Origin of the sequence: Reyranella sp., from assembly GCF_044224635.1 — a bacterium.
In the GTDB taxonomy this organism is placed as follows: Bacteria; Pseudomonadota; Alphaproteobacteria; order Reyranellales; family Reyranellaceae; genus Reyranella.
In genome coordinates, this window is sequence record NZ_JBGAKA010000035.1 from 25195 (window position 1) to 44888 (window position 19694).

Genomic DNA, 19694 nt, shown 5'->3' on the forward strand with positions numbered 1-19694 from the left:
CACTCCGCCGACGGCGGCCACAGCGCGAGCTTCTGACGTTGCCATTCGGGACCGGCTCCTTTAGCTGTCTGCGGCCCCATTCCCGTGGCGGAGCATCACTCTGTGAAGGATGAAGCGACCTATCGCCGGCTGTTCCGGACCGCGCTGCTGATCCGTCTGGTCGAGGAGCAGATCATCGCGCTCTATCCGTCCGACAAGATTCAGAGCCCGGTCCACCTGTCGATCGGCCAGGAGGCCGTGGCAGTCGGCGTGTGCGACGGTCTCAGGCCCGACGACCTGGTTTTTGCCACCTATCGCTCGCACGGCTTCTACGTCGCCAAGGGCGGCCGCCTCGATGCCATGTTTGCCGAGCTGTACGGCCGCACCGGCGGCATCTCCGGCGGCAAGGCAGGCTCCATGCATCTCGCCGCGCCGGAAGTCGGCCTGATGGGCTCGTCGGCGGTGGTCGCCAGCACCATCCCGCATGCCGTCGGCGCCGCGCTCGCCTTCAAGCGCCGCGGCACCGATCGCATCGCCGTCGCCGTGTTCGGAGATGGCGCGACGGAGGAGGGTGTCTATCACGAGAGCCTGAACTTCGCTGCGCTGATGAAGGTGCCGGTGCTGTTGCTGTGCGAGGACAACGGCCTTGCCGTGCATAGCCATCGTCCGATGCGTCAGGCCTATCGCTTGGCCGAGCATGCCGCCGCGTTTGGCATTGCCAGCCGCCGCCTGGAGGAGGGATGGGATATGCTGGCGGTGCGCGACGTCACGCTCGAGGCGGCAGCCGAGGTGCGCGCCGGCGCGCCGTTCGTGCTCGAGATCGCGACCTCGCGCTACAAGGAGCATGTCGGCGTCGGCGAGGATTTTCATTTCAACTATCGCACCAGAGACAGCATCGATTCTTTCAAGCGGCGCGATCCGCTGATCGTCGATGCCGCGCTCGCGAGCGCCCTGAAACCCGAGCTCGAACGCGAAATCGCCGCCGCCGTCGCTTTCGCCGAGGCGAGCCCGCTACCCGGCCGGCCCGACCTCCTGACCGACATCATCTAGCGCCCACTATGCCCCACCATCCAGCACGATGAGTGCCCCAACCATGAACGTCGCCATTGCAAAGTCCGCCGCGCGGGGCACGCGCATCCTATCCTACGCCGGCGCCCTGCTCGAGACCATGGATGCAGCGCTCGCCCATCACTCCAACGTCTTCATCATGGGACAGGGCGTCGACGACTTTAAGGGCATCTTCGGCTCGACCATCGGCCTCGCCGAGAAGTACGGCGCAAAGCGCGTGTTCGACGTGCCGCTGATGGAAGAGGGCATGACCGGCATCGCAATCGGCGCGGCGCTGGCCGGCGACTACCCGATCACCACCCATATCCGCGCCGACTTCTCCTTCCTTGCGATGAACCAGATCCTCAACATGGCGGCCAAGTATCGCTACATGTTCGGTGGCCTGATGAGCTGCCCGATGCTGATCCGCATCGTCGTCGGCCGGAGTTGGGGCCAGGGCGCGCAGCATTCGCAGAGCCCGCAATCGACCTTTGCGCATTTCCCCGGACTCACCGTGGTGATGCCGTCGAGCAGTCAGGCGATCCTCGACATGTACCCGGCGATCGTGGCAAGGCATCCTGGCCCGGTGATCAGCATCGAGCATCGCCTGCTCTACAATCTCGATTTCACCGTGTCGGACACGGGCAAGCACGTTCCGCTCGGCAGCTACGTGACGCGCGAGGGCAAGGACGTCACGGTCGTGGCGACCTCGGTCATGGTGCTCGAGGCGTTGCGTGCCGCCCAGTACGTGCACGAGGCGGCGGGCGTCTCGGTCGAGATCATCGATCTCAACTCGATCAGCCATCCAGACTGGGACTTGGTGGCGACGAGCATACGCAAAACCGGCCGGCTGGTCGTTGCCGACACGTCGTGGCTGGAGTACGGCGTCGCTGCCGAGGTCTGCCGCCAACTCGTGATGCGCGATCCACGTCTGCTCGAGCAACCGCCCTCGATGCTCGGCATGGCGCCCGCGCCCTGTCCAACTGCCAAAAGCCTGGAAGACATCTACTATCCAAGCCAGCGCGAGACCGTCGACGCCATCCTGACCCAGGCGAAAGGCGCCGGGCACGGCGTCCCCCTGCCGGTCGAGCGCTCGATGACCGAGGGCTACAAGCGCTTCCGCGGCCCGTTCTGATCCTCCGGCGCGCCGGCATGCCGCCCGGCTCATGACTCATGGCTGGGGTCGCGCAACTCCGATGGCGCTCATGGTCGGGGGGCGACGAAGAGGTGCCACTGGCTGGAGTGGCGCAGTCCCGGCGGTCATGAGCGGGCGGGACGCCCGCGGTCCCCCACATGATGAGCCTTGTACCAGGCGATGGTGCGGCGCAGGCCGTCGGCAAGCGATGTCCTCGCTTCGAAGCCCACAAGCCGGCGGGCGGCGCTGTTGTCCATGAGGCGCACCGGGATGGTGCTGGGGCGCGACGGGTCGTAGCGCACATCGGCGTCGTCGTAGCCGTCGACGTAGAGGATCTGCTTGAGAATCTGGCGCACCGAGTACCCCTTGCCAGAGCACAGGTTGAGGGCAAGGAAGGGCTCATCGACGGCGAAGGCGGCGAGCAGGCCCTCGATGAAATCGTCGACATAGATCAGGTCGCGGACGTCGCCGCCGGTGCCCCACACCTCGAGCGGCCGATGGCGTTCGATGACGCGGCGCACCAGCGCGGCCGTGACGTGGCTGACGGCGAAGTCGAACTTGTCGTAGGGCCCATAGACGTTGGACGGCCGAATCACTATGGTCGCCATCGGCTCGGCGATCTTCTCGGCATAGGTCCGGCATAGGATCTCGGCGTAGCGCTTCATCCAGCCTGCGGCGTAGTAGACGCTGTGCGGGTCACCGTCGAACATCTCGCCTTCGCTTACCGGCCGGTCGTCGGTCGGCGGGTAGGCGGCCCCGCTGGAGATGAAGCAGAACTTGGCGACCTTCGCGCGGTGGGCGGCTTCCAGCATCAACGTGTTGATCAGGACGTTGGGCGTGACGTGGACGAGCGGTGTGGCCCGGATCACGGCGGCGCCCGAGGTATGGGCGGCGCACAGGAAGACGTAATCCATTCCCTCGACGACCCTGGCGCAATGCTCGGGCAGGCGCAGGTCGGCCTGGACGGTCTCGGCGCCATCGATCTCGACCTGGGGGGCCTTCTGATGAGTCGTAAGCCGCAGCCGGGCGCCGCGGCCAGCGAGGGCAATGGCCAGATTGGTACCAATGAACCCGGCGCCGCCGGCGATTAGAATTTTCTTGCCCGCGACGTCCATTTTGCCCTCTCCACAATGTCGTCCGGATTCTCTAGTTCATTTGTCCATCACTTGCTTTGTGCAGAGAGTAACGGGGAGCGCAGGTCCAGGCTAATGTCGAGCGTCGTTCGACCCGAATCGGCCGTTTCAGGGCAGGCGCCGGCGGCAGAGGCGTGCCGGCCCGTCGTCGTAGGCCTGGGCCAGATCAACAATTCCTTCTCCGGCCAGAATTACCTGCCCTATTCGGTCGCCCTGCTGCAGACCTACGTGCAGAAGATGGCCGCCGACCCCGGCCGCTACCGCTTCCTGCCGCCGCTCTACAAGCGAGTGCGCATCGCCGATGCCGTCGAAGCGCTCAAGGATGCCGACCTCGTGGGCTTCAGCACCTACGTCTGGAACGGCCGCATCTCGCTGGAGATCGCCCGGCGGCTGAAAGCGCTGAAGCCCGGCATCGTGATCGTGTTCGGGGGGCCACACGTCCCGGACCAGCCGGAAGCCTTCCTGCGAACGAATCCGCAGATCGATCTGGCCGTCCATAACGAGGGCGAGCGGACCTTCCTGAAGCTGCTCGAAGCCTTCCCGGACCGCCAGGCCTGGCAGGCGCTGCCGGGCGTCAGCATGGTCACGGCCGATGGGGGCTTTGTGCGCAACCCCAACATCAATCGGGTGCGCAACCTCGATGAGATACCGTCGCCGTTTCTTGAGGGGGCGTTCGACGCCATCATGGCGGCCAACCCTCACGAGAGCTGGATCGGCCTGTGGGAGACCAATCGCGGCTGCCCGTTCCGCTGCACCTTCTGCGACTGGGGCTCGGCCACAGCGGCCAAGGTCACCAGGTTCGGCGACGAACGGCTCTATCGCGAGGTCGACTGGTTTGCCGCCAACAAGATCGAATACATCTTCTGTTGCGACGCCAACTTCGGCATCCAGAAACGCGATGTCGACATCGCCAAGTATGTCGCGTCGGTCAAGAACGGCACGGGCTACCCGGTTGCGTTGTCGGTGCAGAACACCAAGAACGCGACGGAACGCGCTTACGAGACTCAAAAAATCCTCGCCAACGCCGGCCTGAACAAGGGCGTGGCGCTGTCCATGCAGAGCGTCGACAAGGTCACTCTCGTCGCCATCAAGCGCGACAACATCGCGCTCGACGCCTATATGGAGCTGCAGCGCCGCTTCACCCGCGACAAGGTGGAGACGTATTCGGACCTGATCCTCGGACTGCCCGGCGAGACCTATGAATCCTTCGTGCAGGGCGTCGACCAGCTCATCGTGAGCGGCCAGCACAACCGTATCCAGTTCAACAACCTGTCGATCCTGCCCAATGCCGAGATGGGCGACCCGGCCTATCAGGCCAGGTACGGCATGGTCACGGTCGAGTCGAAGATCATCAACATCCACGGCGAACGTATCGAGCTCGACGACGACGTGCCCGAGGTCCAGGATCTGGTTGTCGCCACGGCGGCGATGCCGGCCGCCGACTGGCGCCGCGCCCGCGTCTTCTGCTGGATGACGGCGCTGCTGCATTTCGACAAGCTGTTCCAGCTTCCGCTGATTCTGGCGCACGGCATTTCCGGCATCTCCTACCGCGCCATGATCGAGGCCTTCATGGCCGCCGATTCGGCGCGCTACCCTCTGATCGCCGAGATCAATGCATTCTTCCACGGCGAGGCGGACTCGATCCAGCAGGGCGGCGCCGAGTACGTCTTCTCCCGGGAGTATCTCGGCATCTACTGGCCGGCCGACGAGTTCATCTTCGTCAAGCTGACGGCAGAAGGCCGCTTCGACGGTTTCTACGCCGAGGCCGGCACGCTCCTCGCCGAGACGGTGGGCGCCCGGGGCAACGGGATGCCGATGGAGATCATCGAGGAGGCTATCCGGCTCAACCATGCGCTGGTCAACCAGCCCTTCGTCAAGAACGATTTGACGCTGCGTGTGAATCACAACCTGTTAGACTATTGGCACAAGGTGCGAGGGGGCGAGCAGGCACTGCTGGTCGAGGCACCCGTGGCGGTCGACATCGACCGCACCAGCAAGCCCTACGACGACTTCCAGAAATGGTGTCGGGAGATCGTCTGGTGGGGCAACAAGAAGGGGGCCTATCTCTATGCACCCAGAGCCGTCCAGATCACGCCAGAGCTCGCCGGGCACTACTGACTTCCCATGAACTACCGCGCGCTTGGCCAGACCGGGATCAAGGTCTCGGAAATCGGCTTTGGCGCCTGGGGCATCGGAGGCCGTACGGTTAATCAGACCTCTTATGGCGATACCGACGACCGGACCTCGCTCGCCGCGCTGGCCCGGGCGCTCGACAGCGGCATCACGTTCTTCGATACTTCGGCGGCCTACGGCGACGGTCACAGCGAGAGCCTGATCGGCAGGGCCTTCTCCGGGCGCCGCCAGCAGGTCGTGATCGCCACCAAGGCGGGCTACGATTCTTGGGATCGCGAGCCTGATTTCTCTGCTGCCGCCCTCGTCGCCTCAGCCGACCGCAGCCTGCGTCGCCTGCAGACCGATACGATCGATCTTCTGATGCTGCACAGCCCATCGCGCAACGTGCTGTTGCAGGACGAGCCGCGGCGCGCCCTCGATAGCTTGATTGACAGCGGCAAGATTCGCTCCTGGGGCGCTTCGGTCAAGCGCCCGGCCGATGCGCTGGCGGCGCTCCGCGTCGGCGACATCCCGGTCATCCAGGGCAACTTCAACATGATGGATGTGCGAGCGGCGAGCGGAGGGCTGTTCGAGGAAATGCACAGGCGCGGCTCCGGCTTCATCGCACGCACGCCCCTTTGCTTCGGCTTTCTGTCCGGCACGATCACGCGAGATACGGTGTTTCCGGCCGGCGATCACCGGCGAGGCTGGTCGGCTGCCCAGCTCGCCGCCTGGATCGATGGGGCGAACCATCTGCTCGCCATGATCGGGTCAGCCCCCGGCGTTGCGGGCGTTCAGGCAGCGCTGCGATTCTGCCTGTCCTTTCCGGACGTCTCGAGCGTCATCCCCGGCATCATGACGCCGATCGAAGCCGATCAGAACGCCGCTGCCAGCGCATGCGGGCCATTGCTCCAGGTCGCGGTCGACGCGGTTCTCGAAATCAACCGGGCTCGGCAGTTCTTCGTCTCGGCAGAGACAGCGAACTGAGGAAATCGAGCAGGTTGCCGCCCGGGAAGAGATGCCCGGGAATTCCCGCCGCTTGCGCGGCTTCGACATCGGTCGTGCGATCACCGATCAGGAACGACCGCGAGGCGTCGACCGTCCAGTCGGCCATCAGCTTCCTGATCATGCCGGGGCTGGGCTTGCGCAGGTCGGAAACGCGCCGATAGCGTTCGATCGTGCCCTCGGGATGGAACGGGCAATACTCGGCACAATCGATATGCGCGCCATACCGGCCGAGTTCCGCGCCCATCCACTCGTGCAGGGCGACGACGTGGTCCTCCTGGTAGAAACCACGCGCGATGCCAGCCTGGTTGGTTACCACGAAAACGAAGTAGCCGGCGTCGTTGAGCGCCCGCACGGCGTGTTGCGCGCCGGCCACCCAGCGGATCTGGTCGGCGCGATGGATGTAGCCGGTATCCACGTTCAGCACGCCGTCGCGGTCGAGGAAAGCCGCCGGCCGGCGCATCAGGTTTGGCACGAAGGTTTGGGCGCGCTCGAAATCTTCGGGAATGCCGATGTCGATGAAAGGACCCTCGATGATGCGCCCGGCGATCACGCCGTCGCGCGCCAGATCAGGCAGCACGTCGCGTTCGAGTGAGCACGGCAATGATCTGATTTGTGTCAAGATTTGCTTGCGCATCAAATAGACGCCGGCATTGATCGGCTGGCCCGGCGGCCCCGATGGCGCGAAGCGGCGCACCTTGCCCTGTTCGACCTCGACCCGGCCGTAGCGCGTGCCGGAAATGCCGCTGGCGAGCGCCATACGGACCACGTCGGTGGTCGTATCTCCCATTCGAGGAAGAAGAGATAACCAGTTGAAATCGAAAAGAGAATCGCCATTGACGAGGAAGAAATGGTCATCGAGCCGGTCGCTCGCCAGCGCCAGTGCGCCAGCGGTTCCGGCGGGCGAGGGTTCGACCGCCGTCTCGATGCGCATGCCACGCACGGTGCGGCCGTTATAGGCGTGGCGGACATCGTCGGCCTTGTGGCCGCACAGCAGCAGGGCTCGCTTCACGCCGTGGCGTGCGGCTTCTTCCAGCAGATAGTCGAGAAAGGGACGGCCGCCGACCGGCAGCATCGGCTTGGCGGTCTGCCGGATCAGGCCCTGCAGGCGAGTTCCGAGACCGCCGACGAGGAAAACTGCCTGGTCGACGCTCACGCGACCTCTGTGCTGCTCGTCGCCGTCCAGCCGGCGCGGCACAGGATGCGCTCGTCGAGTGCTACCTCGCCGAGTCCCCAATCGGCCGGCTGGGCCAGTTCCGGCAGGGCGCCCTGCGCCCACCGCTCGGCCGGCCTCACGAAATGGCGCTCGATCGACGGCCCGAGCACACTCTCCAAGCCGCGCACCTTGCGCCTGGGATAGTTGAAGGCTCCGCGCGCCAGCGTCTGCAGGCGCCACCAGCGCAGGCTTCCCAGGCCGTTGTCGATGATCGCCTGCCACGGTGAGAAGACCTGGGTGATGCGGTTGGCGAACAGGCGGGCGTGGGCGCTCTTGTAGATGCGGCAGGCGGGAGGAAGGCAGCTCTCGCGCACGCCACGTGCCGCGGCCGCATGCATGATCATCGAATCGCAGTCGAGCGACAGCACGGTATCGTTGAGCGGGTAGCCGCGCATCGATTTCCACAGGGCGCCGCTCATCAGCAGGAAATCGCCGCAGGCATTGGTGTGCAGATCGCGGATGCGCCAGTGCGGCGGCGGCGGCCGATGTTCGTGCGGCGTGCACTCGAGGCTTTGCAGACGGTGCAGCAGGGCGATGTCGTCGGCTTCGAGAAGCTCCGACCTGCCCAGCACCACGTCATGCCGATCGCAGCGATACATGGTGTTTCCCGCCAGATCGCGGCGTGCCAGGACGGAGACGATCTCGTCGGAAAGATAGCTGTCGGCAGCTTTCGGCGACACGAATTGCCCGCGGGCACGGCGCAGGCCGACATTGGCGGCAGCGGCCGGATGCATGCCCCATTCGTGAGCGCCCCGGAATCTCTGATGGTGCTCCTTGCTGACGATGATGCCGCGCACCTGGACACAGCCGCCTTGGCGCAGTGGCCCCAGCGAGTCGATCAGCAGGGCCTCACCGGGCGGTGGGTTCCATTCGACGAGGATGATCTCCGCGTCGACGCGGAAGCGCTGCAGCTGGCGCACGAGGAACCGCGTCGCCCGGCTGACCCGCGCCTCGAAATCGTCCGTATACCTGTCGTTCCGAAAGAAAGTAACAAAAGTAACGTAGGGTTGCGCGTTCACGTCGAGCTGTCTCGGCCGGAGCTTCATATTGTTGAGAGAGTGCGAGCCGTATACGGGATTTTCCTTCTGATCGTAAGAGCCGTCGTGGCGCTTCAGCGCCTGGCGCCGCGACAGCACGGCGAGACGCCCTTCACCGCACTCGGCTGATCGATGCTGTGCTTCTCGCAATGGCGGGGCCGACGATTGGCCGGCGTTGGCCAGCAGGTCGCCCCGACTTGCGTGCGCGGATAGGCACAGCGTCGCCACCATGGGGAAAACGTGTATAGAATGCGATAATCGCATTGACAGAAATTGCGATTACCGCAATCTTGAACGGCAACTCCAACCGGATTGCCACCCATGCCCATGACCAGTTTTTCCCTGCTCGATCGTTGGACCCCGACCGTTCGGATCCTCGCCGAGATCGACTGTTCCGATGACACACCGCACGCGGCCAGGCTCGGCCAAGCCGTGTGGTGGGCGTGGCGCCGCGGCCTCGACCTCAGCGGGCTGAAGCTCAGCGGCGCCGATCTCGGTGGCGCGAGGCTGCGCGGCCGGGGGCTGCGCGAGGTCGATCTTCGGCAGGCGATCCTGCGCGGCGCCGACCTCGGCGACACCGATTTGCGCGACGCCGATCTAAGTGGCGCGGACCTCGCCGAGGCCGACCTGAGTGGTGCCGTCCTGCGTGGCGCGCTGTTGCGCGATACCGATTTGCGCTCGGTCGACCTCTACGGCGCCGATCTCAGCGGCGCCGATCTGTCGCGGGCGGCATTGGGGGACATCCCGGTCATTCCGGCCATCGACGCTGCGATCCTGGCGCGAATCGAGGCGGGCGGACGGCTCGAGATGTCCGTCTGGCACAGCTGCGAGACGACCCATTGCCGCGCGGGATGGGCCATAAAGCTCGCCGGACCAGCCGGCGAAGCGCTCGAGGAGGCATTGGGCGCCGCCATCGCCGGCACCTTCATCTATGCCGCGAGCCGCCCTGGTGTGCCGATTCCGGATTTCTACTCCAGCAACTCTGACGCGCTTGCTGATTTGACAACGGCGGCGACGCGGCGGGCGTGAACGCCGCGCCGGCGTCACTCGCGTACACCATCCGCCGGGCGCGCCGGGCGCTGCCGCTGCAAGCACCCGGCAATGCCCCCTATCGACGCTGGGCTGCAGCCGCCTGCTCGGCCGAGGTGGCTCATGCCCGCGAGGATTTTTGGGCCTGCGTCCATCGGCTCGGGCTCGCCGGCCTGTTCGATCGCGACGACGGGTTTGGCGGCCACGAGGCGCCGTTCCGCTTCCAACACGAGGCGCACGCCTTCGCCGCGGTGGGCTGGCTGGTCCACCTCCAGGCGCATGAAAGCGATCGGCGGGGGCCGTGGGCCGTGCTGCGATGGGACCTATGGGATGCCACGCGACGACGGCTCTGGTGGATCGAGCGGCGGCGCCTGTGGGCCGGTTTCGTGCGCAATGTCGAGCGTTACCGGACGGCCCGCTGGGCGCTGGAAAGCGGCTGAACGTCGTATTGCGAAATACGCATTGCGTAGTTGCACGAGTCCTGTCACATTGGGTCCATTTACGGCAGCGAGCCTCGACATGGACCACAAATGGCTGAAAGAAATGCTTGGGCGCCCCGGCTATTCGCAGGCCGGCCTTGCCGCGGCACTCGGCCGCAATCCGTCGGCCGTCAACCGCATGGTCCGAGGCGAACGCCACATCAGAGCGAGCGAGCTGCCGATCATCCTGAAATATCTCGATGAACCTGGCGGCGCGGGCGTGTCGGTCGCTGCGCCGCCGCCCAGCGACCGCGTGGCTCTCGATGCGATGCCACGCCTCAACGCGCGTTTCGCCGAGGACGCGGCGCTGCCGCCCTATCGCAGCGAGATGCCCAAGGACGTGCCGGTCTACGGCACCGTGGTTGGCGGCGACGGCAACCATCTGGTCGATTTTGAGCTGAACGGCGCGGTCGTCGACTATGTCCGCCGGCCGCCACGGCTGGCGGCGCGGGCCGATGTATTTGCGGCCTACGTGCAGGGCGATTCGATGGTGCATTGGCGCGAACCCGGCCAGCTGGTCTATGTCGAAAGCGCCAAACCGCCCCGGGTGATGGACTACGTCCTGGTCGAGCTCAAGCCGCCGGTCGGCGAGAGCACGCGGCCGGCGATGATCAAGCGCCTGCTCGCCGTCACGCCGACCAAGCTCCGGCTACGCCAGTACAATCCGGCGCGCGATTTCGACGTCGACCGCCGCGCCGTGCTACGGCTCTATCGCGTCCTCGACTGGGACGAGCTGCTCGGTGTGTAGCGCGCCTCAGGCCGTCTCGGCCAGGATGGGAAGCACACGAGAATCGTGGCCGGGCAACGAGATCCGTCGCTGTGCTCAGGATGACAAGAGGGGTGCGCGCTCGTTCGATGGATCACACGCTCCCGAAATGACAGCTACCTCAAGCCCGGGACGTCACGTCGCCGAGAAGCGGCTCATGCTGTCCTTTTCCAGGCGGGTGGCGCGGCGGTAGGCGCGGATGACGTCGGCCACGTCACCCGCTTCGCGGACGCGGCCGTTGTCGATCCACAGGGCGGTCTCGCACAGGCGGGCGAGCTCGGTGGTCGAATGGCTGACGAACAGCAGCGTGCCGGTACGGCGGAAGCGGTCGATCCAGTCGACGCATTTCTTCTGGAAGGCGAGGTCGCCGACCGCCAAGGCCTCGTCGACGATCAGGATCTCGGCGTCGATATGGGCGCAGATGGCGAAAGCCAGCCGCATGCGCATGCCGATCGAGTAGAGCTTGATCGGCTGCTCCATGAACTCGCCGATGCCGGCGAAGTCGGCAATCGAGTCGAACTTGCTGACGATTTCGGAGCGCTTGAGGCCGAGCACGGCGCCGGCGATCAAAACATTCTCCCGTCCCGTCGCCTCGAGATCGAAGGTGGCACCTAGCGCGAGGACCGGGGCGACGCGGCCCTTCACCCAGATCTCGCCCTTGGTCGGCCGGGTCATGCCGCAGACGATCTGCAGCAAGGTGGACTTGCCGCAGCCGTTGCGGCCGATGATGCCGAGGCTCTTGCCGCGCAGGACCTCGAAGCTGACGTCCTTCAGCGCCCAGAACGACTTGTAGTAGGGCTTCTTCTGGCTGCCGAACAGCTGCTGCTTCACCCAATCCTTGGGGCTGTCGTACAGCTTGTAGGCCTTGGCGAGGTGCTGCGCCCTGATCACCACGTCAGCTCTAGATGACATCGGTGATGCTATCCTGCTGGCGGCGGAAGAACCAGTAACCGAACCAGAACATGAAGACGGACAGGAACATCGTCCAGGCGACGACCAGCATATTGGGAAGCCGGCCGAACACCACCAGGTCACGGATGATCTCGATGAACCCCGTGAGGATGTTGAGGTACATCAGCCGCATCAAGTCGGGGCTGAGCGATTCGTGCGAGAAGAACACCGGCGTGGCGAACATCAGCACCGGCGAGATCGTCATCATCAGGTAGGCGGTGTCGCGCGTGAAGGCGCCCATCGCCGACAAGAGCCAAGTCAGCCCGAGCAGGAACGCCAGGAATGGGATGTACCACAAGGGCAGCAGCAGCACGGTCCAGTGCAGCGAGCCGGAGAACAAGAGCTGGCACAACAGCATCAGCACTAAGCCGATCGTGGCATAGGTCGTGGCCCGCAGGGTCGAGATGACCGGCAGCATGTGGGCCGGGAACATCGTCTGCTTCAGGTAGTGGGCATACTCATGCAACAGCGAGGGCGCGCGGTACGCCATCTCGGCGAAAAAATTGAAGGCGATCAGCCCGCCGAACACGAACAGCGCATAGTCAATGGGTGACGACGCATCGGCGTTGTTGGGCAGCTTGACCGCCCCGCTGAACACCAGCGTGTAGGTGATCAGCGACAGCAAGGGCGCCAGGATCGCCCAGACCCAGCCGGCCACCGACCCGCTGAACCGCTCCCGCAGCTCGCGGCGCAGGATCGCGGCAATCAAGTCGCGGTTGCGCCAGGCGCTGGTGAAGGGCTCGGCGAGAAAGCGACCGCACCGCGCAAGCCAGCTGTTGTCGCCGGGTATGATTTCCTTGCCGTCGACGATGTGCAGCAGGGGCACGTCGTGCGGCAGGGGAGCGGCGTGGGCCAGGGGCACATCCTGCTCCCGGGGCACATCGGTGGCGGACCGGTCTAAGTCTAGCTTAGTCATTGAGATTAAACGATATTCCTCGCTTGTGCGCGCAAGTCAATTGGTAGGAATTGCCCGCCCGACCTCTGCCGTCCCGGCCGAATTGAGGAACCTGCCCTTGCCCTGCGGGCCCGATTGCCCAGGGATTGATGAAAGGCCGGCAGCGAGGCGCCGTGGACTTCGCCGCGCTTTTCTTAGTGTGTGGCGTTGGCGCTTTCAATGCTGGGAACGCGACGTGACGCCGTCGAAATGACGCTGTTGCAGGCGGGCATCAGGGTGGTCGGCCGCGTCTACCCCCGGGCGCGGCTGGCTGGTTGGCCGTCGTTGATCGCTATCGTTGGCTTGACGCCCTCGGGGGCTTAGGCTAGCGGGACGCGCTTGATGTATTCCTATTTTGTCCACCGCCGTTACCTCCCCATGGCCAAGGCCGGAGGGATGCGTCTGTGACGGACAGCAGCATCCTGCGGGCGGCCTTCGCCCCGCTTGCCCGCCTGTGGCGGCGCCAGCCTGCGCCGATCGTGTTCGACACGCCGTCGGGCGACGCCGAGCAGGAGGCTGAGCGGCTCTATCGCGACGGTCTGTTACGGGCGCGGCGCGGCGACACCGAAGGGGCGCTTGCGCAGCTCGACAAGGCGATCTCCCACCTTCCGGGCTTGGCCGATGCGATCGAGGCGCGGGCCGAGCTGCTGGATTCGCTCGGGCAATGGGATCTGGCACGGCCGGAATACGAACGCGCGCGGCGCCTGTGGTCGGAAACCCAGGGCGGCATGCCCGACCGGCGCTATCTGTTCCGGCGCAGTGGCCATTTCGCTTTCGAGATCGAGGCCTACGAGCTGGTCCGTAACAATGTCCGCAACAAGGTGCTGCCGCAGCTCGCCCACGGCAACGCGCTCCTGATTCGCGGCCGGGCCAAGGAGGCGCTCGACAGCTACGAGCGCGCTCTCAAGGCCAAGCCCAACCTGCCCGAGATCCTGGCCCTGAAGGGCGAAGCCCTGGCCGTCCTTGGCCGCTACGACGAGGCGATCCAGGTGTTCGACGGCGTGCTGGCGGCCCGGCCGAACGACGGTGAGACGCTGAACAGCCGCGGCATTGCCCGGATGGCGCTGGGCCGCGTCGCCGAGGCCAACGACGACTGGCGCCGCCAGCTCGAGCTCCTGCCGCCGACCCAGCCTGCGGCCCGTGGCTGCGTGGCCCTGCGCCACGGCAACTACGGCGCGGCCTTCCACGAATTCGGGCTGGCCCGCGCCAAGGAGCCCCGGCAGCCCTACTGGTTGCTGTACCGGCTGGCGGCGGGACGCCTGGCCGGGGTGTCGCCCGAGCCGTTCACTGTGCCGGCCGGCAACGAATGGCTGGCGGCCGTGATCGCGCTCTATGCCGGCCAGGCGACCGAGGAAGGATTGCTCGGTCGTGCCAATTCGCTGGGCCGGCGCACCGAAGCGCTGTTCCATATCGGGGTCGTGGCGCTCGGCGCCAACCCGGCGGTGGCGCGCCGCCACTGGCGCGAGATCGCCGACCGTGGATCGCCTGCGATGATCGAGTACGCCGCCGCCCGCAACGAGCTGACCCGCCTCGGCGCCTGACGGCTCTGTCCACCTCGAGGAGCGCATGTTCTCGGTAATCCTCTACGGCCGCAACGACAGCCACGGCTACAATCTGCACAAGCGGGCGGCGATCAGCTTCAATGCGCTGGCCGAGGTGATGTCTGACCCGGACGACGAGATCCTATTCGTCGACTACAACACACCGGACGACCATCCGACCTTTCCAGAGGCGATCCACGATACGCTGACGGACAAGGCGAAGAAGGTGATGCGCATCCTGCGGGTGCGCCCCGAGCAGCACGCCCACCTGAAATCGAAGACGCACTTGGTCGCGCTCGAGGCGCAGTCGCGCAACGTGGCGCTGCGGCGCTCCAACCCGAACAACCGCTGGGTCCTCTACACCAACACCGACATGCTGCTGGTGCCGCGCAACGAAGGCGAGTCGCTCAGCACCATTCTCGGCGACCTGACTGACGGCTTCTACCAGGTGCCGCGCTTCGAGATTCCGGAAATGTTGTGGGAAGCCGCGTTTGACCGTCGCGATCCCGCCGGCAACCTCGCCAAACTGCGTGACTGGTCGGTACGCTTCCATCTCAACCAGATCGTCCACAACTATATGCCGATGAAGTACGATGCCCTGGGCGACTTCCAGGCGGCGTTGCGCGAGGACATGTTCGCCATCCATGGCTTCGACGAGGACATGATCCTGGGCTGGCACTGCGATTCGAACCTGGCCGCCCGGCTGGCGCTCTATCGCGGCCGCGTCGACACGCTGATCGACAAGCTGTTCGGCTACCATTGCGACCACACGAGGGTGGCCGCGGCCAACAACAAGGGCCGTGCGACGCGCATGAACGACCAGGACCGCTTCATCTGGAACGTCGCCTCGCCCTACGTGCCGGCGCAGGCCGAAACTTGGGGCTGGCCCGACGTCGAGATCGAGGAGGTCCGGCTCGATCGCGACACCGCCTATCAGCGCTTCACCGCAGGCCTAGACAAGGCGATCACACCGGCCACGACACCGTTCATCGGCACCAGCCTGGAATGGCAGCTGTTCGAGGACCTGACCTATGACCTGCCGCACACCCTGCCGTTCGTGTGCGATCAGGTGGTGACCTTCCCCAGGTCGACCGCCGTGCTGGTCGCCGCGACGCGTCCCGACTTTTTGAGCGGCTTCGCCAGCGCCTGGAAGGGCATGGGTTTCACCGGCCCGCTGCTCGTGCCGACCGAATGCGACGGCCTGCCGAACGATCTCGAGGGCGTCGAGCGCGCGCCCATGAACAGCCTGTTGCCGCGCGCCGACATGTTCATCTTCGAGTTCGGCCTGGCGACGCAGACCGCGACCGAGCCGGTGCGCACGGGCCGGATCATGACCCCGGTCGACAAGAAGCGCCTGCGCGTGCTCGAGAAGCTGTTCAAGCGGGCGGCGGCGACGGAGTCCCAGACGCGACCCGCCGGCCGCCGCGGGGCTCGCCGCTTCATCGGCGTGAACGTGATCTACAACAAGTTCTGGACGGCGTTCACCGACTATGTCGGCGCCAACATCAATCCGTTCTGCAGCCAGGTCCTCGCCGGCCTGCCGCGCGAGGACGATTCGCTCAAGGGCAAGGTCCTGAAGTTCCGCGGCCGCCACGCGATCTGACGACAGTCATTCTTCTCCCCAGCTTCGCTGGGGAGGTGCCCCGTCATACGGGGCGGAGGGGTCATAAGGCCCCCAGTCCCGCTGCTCATGACCCCTCCGTCCGCGATGACGCGGACACCTCCCCAACAGAGTTGGGGAGGAAAATGAGATGCTCGCTCCTTATCGAAAGGCGAGGGGGGACGAGTTTCAGAATCGCAGCCTCGTGAGCCGCGCGTCGCCCGATCGGCGCAGGAAGGCCTGCAGCCACACCAGGTCGGCGAGTTGCAGGGCGGGGAACTCGAGCCGGCCTGCCTGCACCTGCTCCACAAGCTCGCCGAGAAGCAGCTCGCGGACATGGATGATCTCGGCGGCGTCGGGGGTCGGATCGGCGGTCTTGCGCGCATCGAGGGCGAGGAAGCAGTGGATGCGATTGGCCTGGGCTGCGGGATACACCGGCGCCGACCCGATCGCATGCCAGCGCGTGCTGGCATAGCCGGTTTCCTCGAGCAGCTCGCGCTGGGCTGATGCGAGCGGCGCCTCGGCATCGTCGACCGTGCCCGCCGGAAACTCCGTGCGCCCCCGTGCCACGCCGTGCCGGTACTGGTCGACCAGCACGACGCGGTCGTCGGGCGTGAGCGCGATCACGTCGACCCAGTCGGGAAGTTCGAGGATGGGCTGGTTGCCCGGCGGTCCGGCCAGGCGCAGCCGGACCCAGCGATCGGCGAATGCGTAGGTCGAACCGCCTCGCCGATCCACGGGCGGTCAGCGGCCCGAACCGAGATAGAGCACGTCGGCCGCCTCGGCGAACTTGGCCGCCGGCAGCGTACGCCACAAATCGAGCACCGTGAGGCGTTGCCCGTTGCGCTTGCACCAGATCGGCTCGATCGTCTGGTACTCGGGCCACGCCGTGGCGACGATCAGCAGGTCGCACTCGCGCACCGCCCCTTCGATCGACGACGCGCCGACCACCTTGTCGCCCAGCGCCGCCATCGCGGCGTCCTGCGCCAGCGGATCGTGCACGGCCACGACGTAGCCCATGTCGGCGAGCCGGGTCGCCAGCTTGACGCTGTGGCTCTCCTCGACGACCGGCGTCTGCGGCTTGTACGACAGGCCCAGGATGGCGATTCGCGTGCCCGCCTTGGCGAACTTGGCGACCAGCGCGGTGAGCCGGTCGACCTGGTAGTTGTTGATCCTGTCGGTCGCCTCGGCGACGTCGGCGCGCGCCCCGATCTTGCGCGCCAGGGCGGAGAACGCAACGTTGTCGCGCGGGAAGCAGGGGCCGCCATAGCCCATCGCGCCCTTGAGGTACTTCACGCCAATGCGCGTATCGGCGCCAAGCGCCTTGGTCACGACATCGACGTCGGCGCCGGGCAGGCGATCGCAGATATCGGCCAGCATGTTGGCGTAGGAGATCTTGGTGGTGACGTAGGTGTTCACCGAGATCTTGGTGAGCTCGGCATTGATGAAATTCATGCGCTGGACCGGCGGCTTGCGGTCGCACATCTGCAGGTAGATCGTCTGCAGCATATCGCCGGCCTTGGAATCGCTCTCGCCGATCAGGATCGAATCGGGATAGAGCATGTCGCGCACGACGCTGCCCAGGGCGATGAATTCCGGGTTGTAGCAGAGGCCGAGCTCGGGGCCGACCTTGCGTCCCGACGCCGCCTCGAGGGCCGCCTTGATCTCGCCGCCGGTGGTTCCCGGCATCACCGTGCTGGTGATGACCACCATGTGGTAGCCGTTCTTGTTGCGCAGGGCCTTGCCGAGCGATTCCATCGCCTGCAGCACGAAACGGTTGCTGAAGAAGCCGGTGCTGTCGGACGGCGTCGGCACGATGACGAAGCTCGCATCGCTCTGGCGCACCGCCTCGCTGGCATCCATCGTCGCCGACAGGCGCTGCTTGTTGGCGGCGATCAGCTCGTTGAGCTGAGGTTCGACGATTGGCATTTTCCCGGCATTCAACGCGTCGACCAGGGTCTTGCTGACATCGAGGCCGACGACCGTGAAGCCGCGGCTCGCCAGAACGGCTGCCAACGGCGCTCCGAGCTTGCCGAGACCGACGACCGAAACGCGGGGCAGAGAGGCTGCAGTCATTTCCATGTCCGATTTGAGGGCCGGTACTGATACTGTCGTCACCGCCGGGACGCCACCCCGAATCGACGGGCTGCGGCTGCCAATTCACTGCTTGCGCGGTCCCGTCGCAGGGGTGAAAAGTCCACAATCAGGTCGCGCCAAATGCGGGGAAATCAATGAAAGTCGAATTTTCGGCCGTTCCGAAGGCCTTTTCGGGCAATGTCGCGGTCTTCGTGGCGGCCGACAAGCAGCTGCTGGCGGCGGCGCAGGGGATCGACGCCTCGACCGGCGGCGCGATCACGCGGGCGCTTGAGGCCGGGCGCTTCAGCGGCGCCAAGGATCAGACCGTCACCCTGCTCGGCCAATCGGGCGACGTCGCGCGCCTGCTGCTGCTGGGTGTCGGTAAGGGCCGCGACCTCGATGCCCGCGCTGCGGAAGGGCTGGGCGGCGTGATTGCCGGCGAGGCCAACGCGAGCGGCCACAAGGCGGTCACCGTGGTGGTCGATGCGGTCAAGGGCAGCCGCCTGGCCCCGGCCGAGATCGCCGCCCGCATCGCCCTCGGGGCGCGTTTGCGCACCTATCGCTTCGACCGGTACAAGACCAAGGACAAGCCTGAGCAGAAGCTCTCGCTCGAGCAGCTCACGATCCACGTCGCCGGGCCGGCCGATGCGCGCCGCGCCTACCAGCGGCTCGAGCCGACAGTCGACGCGGTGTTCTTCACGCGCGACCTGGTGAGCGAGCCCGCCAACGTTCTCTTTCCGGCCGAGTTCGCCAAGCGGGCGAAGGATCTCACCAAGCTCGGCGTCAAGGTCGAGATCATGGGCGAAGCCGAGATGAAGAAGCTCGGCATGCATGTCCTGCTGGGGGTCGGCCAGGGCAGCACGCGCGACTCGCAGCTGCTGGTGATGCACTGGATGAACGGGCCGAAGACCCAGCAGCCGATCGCGCTGATCGGCAAGGGCGTGTGCTTCGATACCGGCGGCATCTCGATCAAGCCGGCTGGCGGCATGGAAGACATGAAATGGGACATGGGCGGCGCCGGTGCCGTCGCCGGGGCGATGCACCTGCTGGCCGGCCGCAAGGCGCGGGTCAATGTGGTCGGCGTCTGCGCCCTGGTCGAGAATATGCCGGACGGCAACGCCCAGCGGCCGGGCGACGTGGTTAAGAGCATGTCCGGCCAGACCGTCGAGGTGATCAATACCGACGCCGAAGGCCGCCTGATCCTGTGCGACGCCATGTGGTACGCTCAGGAGAACTTCAAGCCGCAGGCGATGGTTGAGCTGTCGACGCTCACCGGCGCCATCATCGTGGCGCTGGGCCATGAGCGGGCCGGCCTGTTCAGCAACAACACTGCCCTGTCCAACAAGCTCCGGGCCGCCGGTTCGGCGCTGGGCGAGAAGCTGTGGCGTATGCCGCTCGGAGCGAAATACGACAAGCTGATCGACTCTGAGATCGCCGACATGAAAAACGTCGGCGGCGGGCGTGACGGCGGCTCGATCACGGCGGCGCAGTTCCTGCAGCGCTTCGTGCAGGAGGGCGTGGCGTGGGCCCATATCGACATCGCCGGCGTCGCCTGGTCGAGCAAGGGCAACAGCACGACGCCCAAGGGCGCCACCGCCTACGGCGTGCGCCTGCTCGATTCGTGGATCGAGAGCACCTACGAGCGTTGACCGGC

At 65.9% G+C, this 19694-nt stretch carries 17 protein-coding genes; 10 read left to right on the plus strand and 7 right to left on the minus strand.

Annotated features, from left to right (window positions below):
* Nucleotides 1-102: 102 nt before the first annotated feature.
* Together ACILR9_RS25780 and ACILR9_RS25785 are read left to right on the plus strand one after the other, a co-directional pair.
* Nucleotides 103-1029, plus strand: coding sequence for a thiamine pyrophosphate-dependent dehydrogenase E1 component subunit alpha (locus ACILR9_RS25780; RefSeq protein ID WP_395712838.1), 927 nt, complete (start codon nucleotides 103-105; stop codon nucleotides 1027-1029).
* Between the two features lie 43 nt (nucleotides 1030-1072).
* The gene (locus ACILR9_RS25785) at nucleotides 1073-2161 is read left to right on the plus strand and encodes an alpha-ketoacid dehydrogenase subunit beta (RefSeq protein ID WP_395712839.1); all 1089 of its coding nucleotides are present in this window, start codon (nucleotides 1073-1075) and stop codon (nucleotides 2159-2161) included.
* A 125-nt stretch (nucleotides 2162-2286) separates the two neighbouring features.
* Here the strand turns inward: ACILR9_RS25785 and ACILR9_RS25790 are convergent, their stop codons facing one another.
* A complete protein-coding gene (locus ACILR9_RS25790) occupies nucleotides 2287-3276 on the minus strand; it encodes an NAD-dependent epimerase/dehydratase family protein (RefSeq protein WP_395712840.1) in 990 nt (329 codons plus the stop codon).
* Nucleotides 3277-3369: 93 nt separating this feature from the next.
* Between ACILR9_RS25790 and ACILR9_RS25795 the strand changes: the two genes are divergently transcribed.
* Nucleotides 3370-5412, plus strand: coding sequence for a B12-binding domain-containing radical SAM protein (locus ACILR9_RS25795; RefSeq protein WP_395712841.1), 2043 nt, complete (start codon nucleotides 3370-3372; stop codon nucleotides 5410-5412).
* Nucleotides 5413-5418: 6 nt separating this feature from the next.
* The gene (locus ACILR9_RS25800) at nucleotides 5419-6393 is read left to right on the plus strand and encodes an aldo/keto reductase (RefSeq protein WP_395712842.1); all 975 of its coding nucleotides are present in this window, start codon (nucleotides 5419-5421) and stop codon (nucleotides 6391-6393) included.
* Here the strand turns inward: ACILR9_RS25800 and ACILR9_RS25805 are convergent.
* Together ACILR9_RS25805 and ACILR9_RS25810 are read right to left on the minus strand one after the other, a co-directional pair.
* Nucleotides 6347-7567, minus strand: a complete 1221-nt coding sequence (locus ACILR9_RS25805) for an HAD-IIIA family hydrolase (protein WP_395712843.1) — start codon at nucleotides 7565-7567, stop codon at nucleotides 6347-6349. The two genes, ACILR9_RS25800 and ACILR9_RS25805, sit on opposite strands and share 47 nt — an antisense overlap.
* Nucleotides 7564-8763 carry a hypothetical protein gene (locus ACILR9_RS25810; RefSeq protein ID WP_395712844.1) on the minus strand — a complete coding sequence of 400 codons (1200 nt, stop codon included), beginning with the start codon at nucleotides 8761-8763 and terminating at the stop codon, nucleotides 7564-7566. The genes ACILR9_RS25805 and ACILR9_RS25810 overlap by 4 nt, the downstream gene beginning before the upstream one ends.
* 222 nt (nucleotides 8764-8985) lie before the next feature.
* Between ACILR9_RS25810 and ACILR9_RS25815 the strand changes: the two genes are divergently transcribed.
* From ACILR9_RS25815 to ACILR9_RS25825, 3 genes are all read left to right on the plus strand, one after another.
* The gene (locus tag ACILR9_RS25815; RefSeq protein WP_395712845.1) at nucleotides 8986-9693 is read left to right on the plus strand and encodes a pentapeptide repeat-containing protein; all 708 of its coding nucleotides are present in this window, start codon (nucleotides 8986-8988) and stop codon (nucleotides 9691-9693) included.
* Complete coding sequence (locus ACILR9_RS25820; RefSeq protein ID WP_395712846.1) at nucleotides 9690-10133, plus strand: hypothetical protein; 444 nt, start codon at nucleotides 9690-9692, stop codon at nucleotides 10131-10133. The genes ACILR9_RS25815 and ACILR9_RS25820 overlap by 4 nt, the downstream gene beginning before the upstream one ends.
* A 79-nt stretch (nucleotides 10134-10212) precedes the next feature.
* Nucleotides 10213-10920 (plus strand): helix-turn-helix transcriptional regulator, encoded by a 708-nt coding sequence (locus tag ACILR9_RS25825; protein WP_395712847.1) that lies wholly within the window; start codon nucleotides 10213-10215, stop codon nucleotides 10918-10920.
* Between the two features lie 153 nt (nucleotides 10921-11073).
* Here the strand turns inward: ACILR9_RS25825 and ACILR9_RS25830 are convergent, their stop codons facing one another.
* Nucleotides 11074-11850: an ABC transporter ATP-binding protein gene (locus ACILR9_RS25830; RefSeq protein ID WP_395712848.1), complete on the minus strand. Its 777-nt coding sequence runs from the start codon at nucleotides 11848-11850 to the stop codon at nucleotides 11074-11076.
* Nucleotides 11840-12751 (minus strand): ABC transporter permease, encoded by a 912-nt coding sequence (locus tag ACILR9_RS25835; protein ID WP_395712849.1) that lies wholly within the window; start codon nucleotides 12749-12751, stop codon nucleotides 11840-11842. Before ACILR9_RS25835 ends, ACILR9_RS25830 begins: the two co-directional genes overlap by 11 nt.
* 476 nt (nucleotides 12752-13227) lie before the next feature.
* Between ACILR9_RS25835 and ACILR9_RS25840 the strand changes: the two genes are divergently transcribed.
* Complete coding sequence (locus ACILR9_RS25840; protein ID WP_395712850.1) at nucleotides 13228-14364, plus strand: tetratricopeptide repeat protein; 1137 nt, start codon at nucleotides 13228-13230, stop codon at nucleotides 14362-14364.
* A gap of 25 nt (nucleotides 14365-14389) precedes the next feature.
* The gene (locus ACILR9_RS25845) at nucleotides 14390-15967 is read left to right on the plus strand and encodes a hypothetical protein (RefSeq protein ID WP_395712851.1); all 1578 of its coding nucleotides are present in this window, start codon (nucleotides 14390-14392) and stop codon (nucleotides 15965-15967) included.
* Nucleotides 15968-16153: 186 nt separating this feature from the next.
* On the opposite strand, the gene ACILR9_RS25850 is transcribed toward ACILR9_RS25845, so the two are convergent.
* On the minus strand, nucleotides 16154-16702 hold the full coding sequence (locus ACILR9_RS25850; RefSeq protein WP_395712852.1) for an NUDIX hydrolase: 549 nt from the start codon (nucleotides 16700-16702) through the stop codon (nucleotides 16154-16156).
* A 6-nt stretch (nucleotides 16703-16708) separates the two neighbouring features.
* Nucleotides 16709-18040, minus strand: coding sequence for a UDP-glucose dehydrogenase family protein (locus ACILR9_RS25855; protein ID WP_395712853.1), 1332 nt, complete (start codon nucleotides 18038-18040; stop codon nucleotides 16709-16711).
* A 155-nt stretch (nucleotides 18041-18195) separates the two neighbouring features.
* On the opposite strand from ACILR9_RS25855, the gene ACILR9_RS25860 reads away from it, so the two are divergent.
* Nucleotides 18196-19689, plus strand: coding sequence for a leucyl aminopeptidase (locus ACILR9_RS25860; protein WP_395712854.1), 1494 nt, complete (start codon nucleotides 18196-18198; stop codon nucleotides 19687-19689).
* Nucleotides 19690-19694 lie beyond the last annotated feature (5 nt).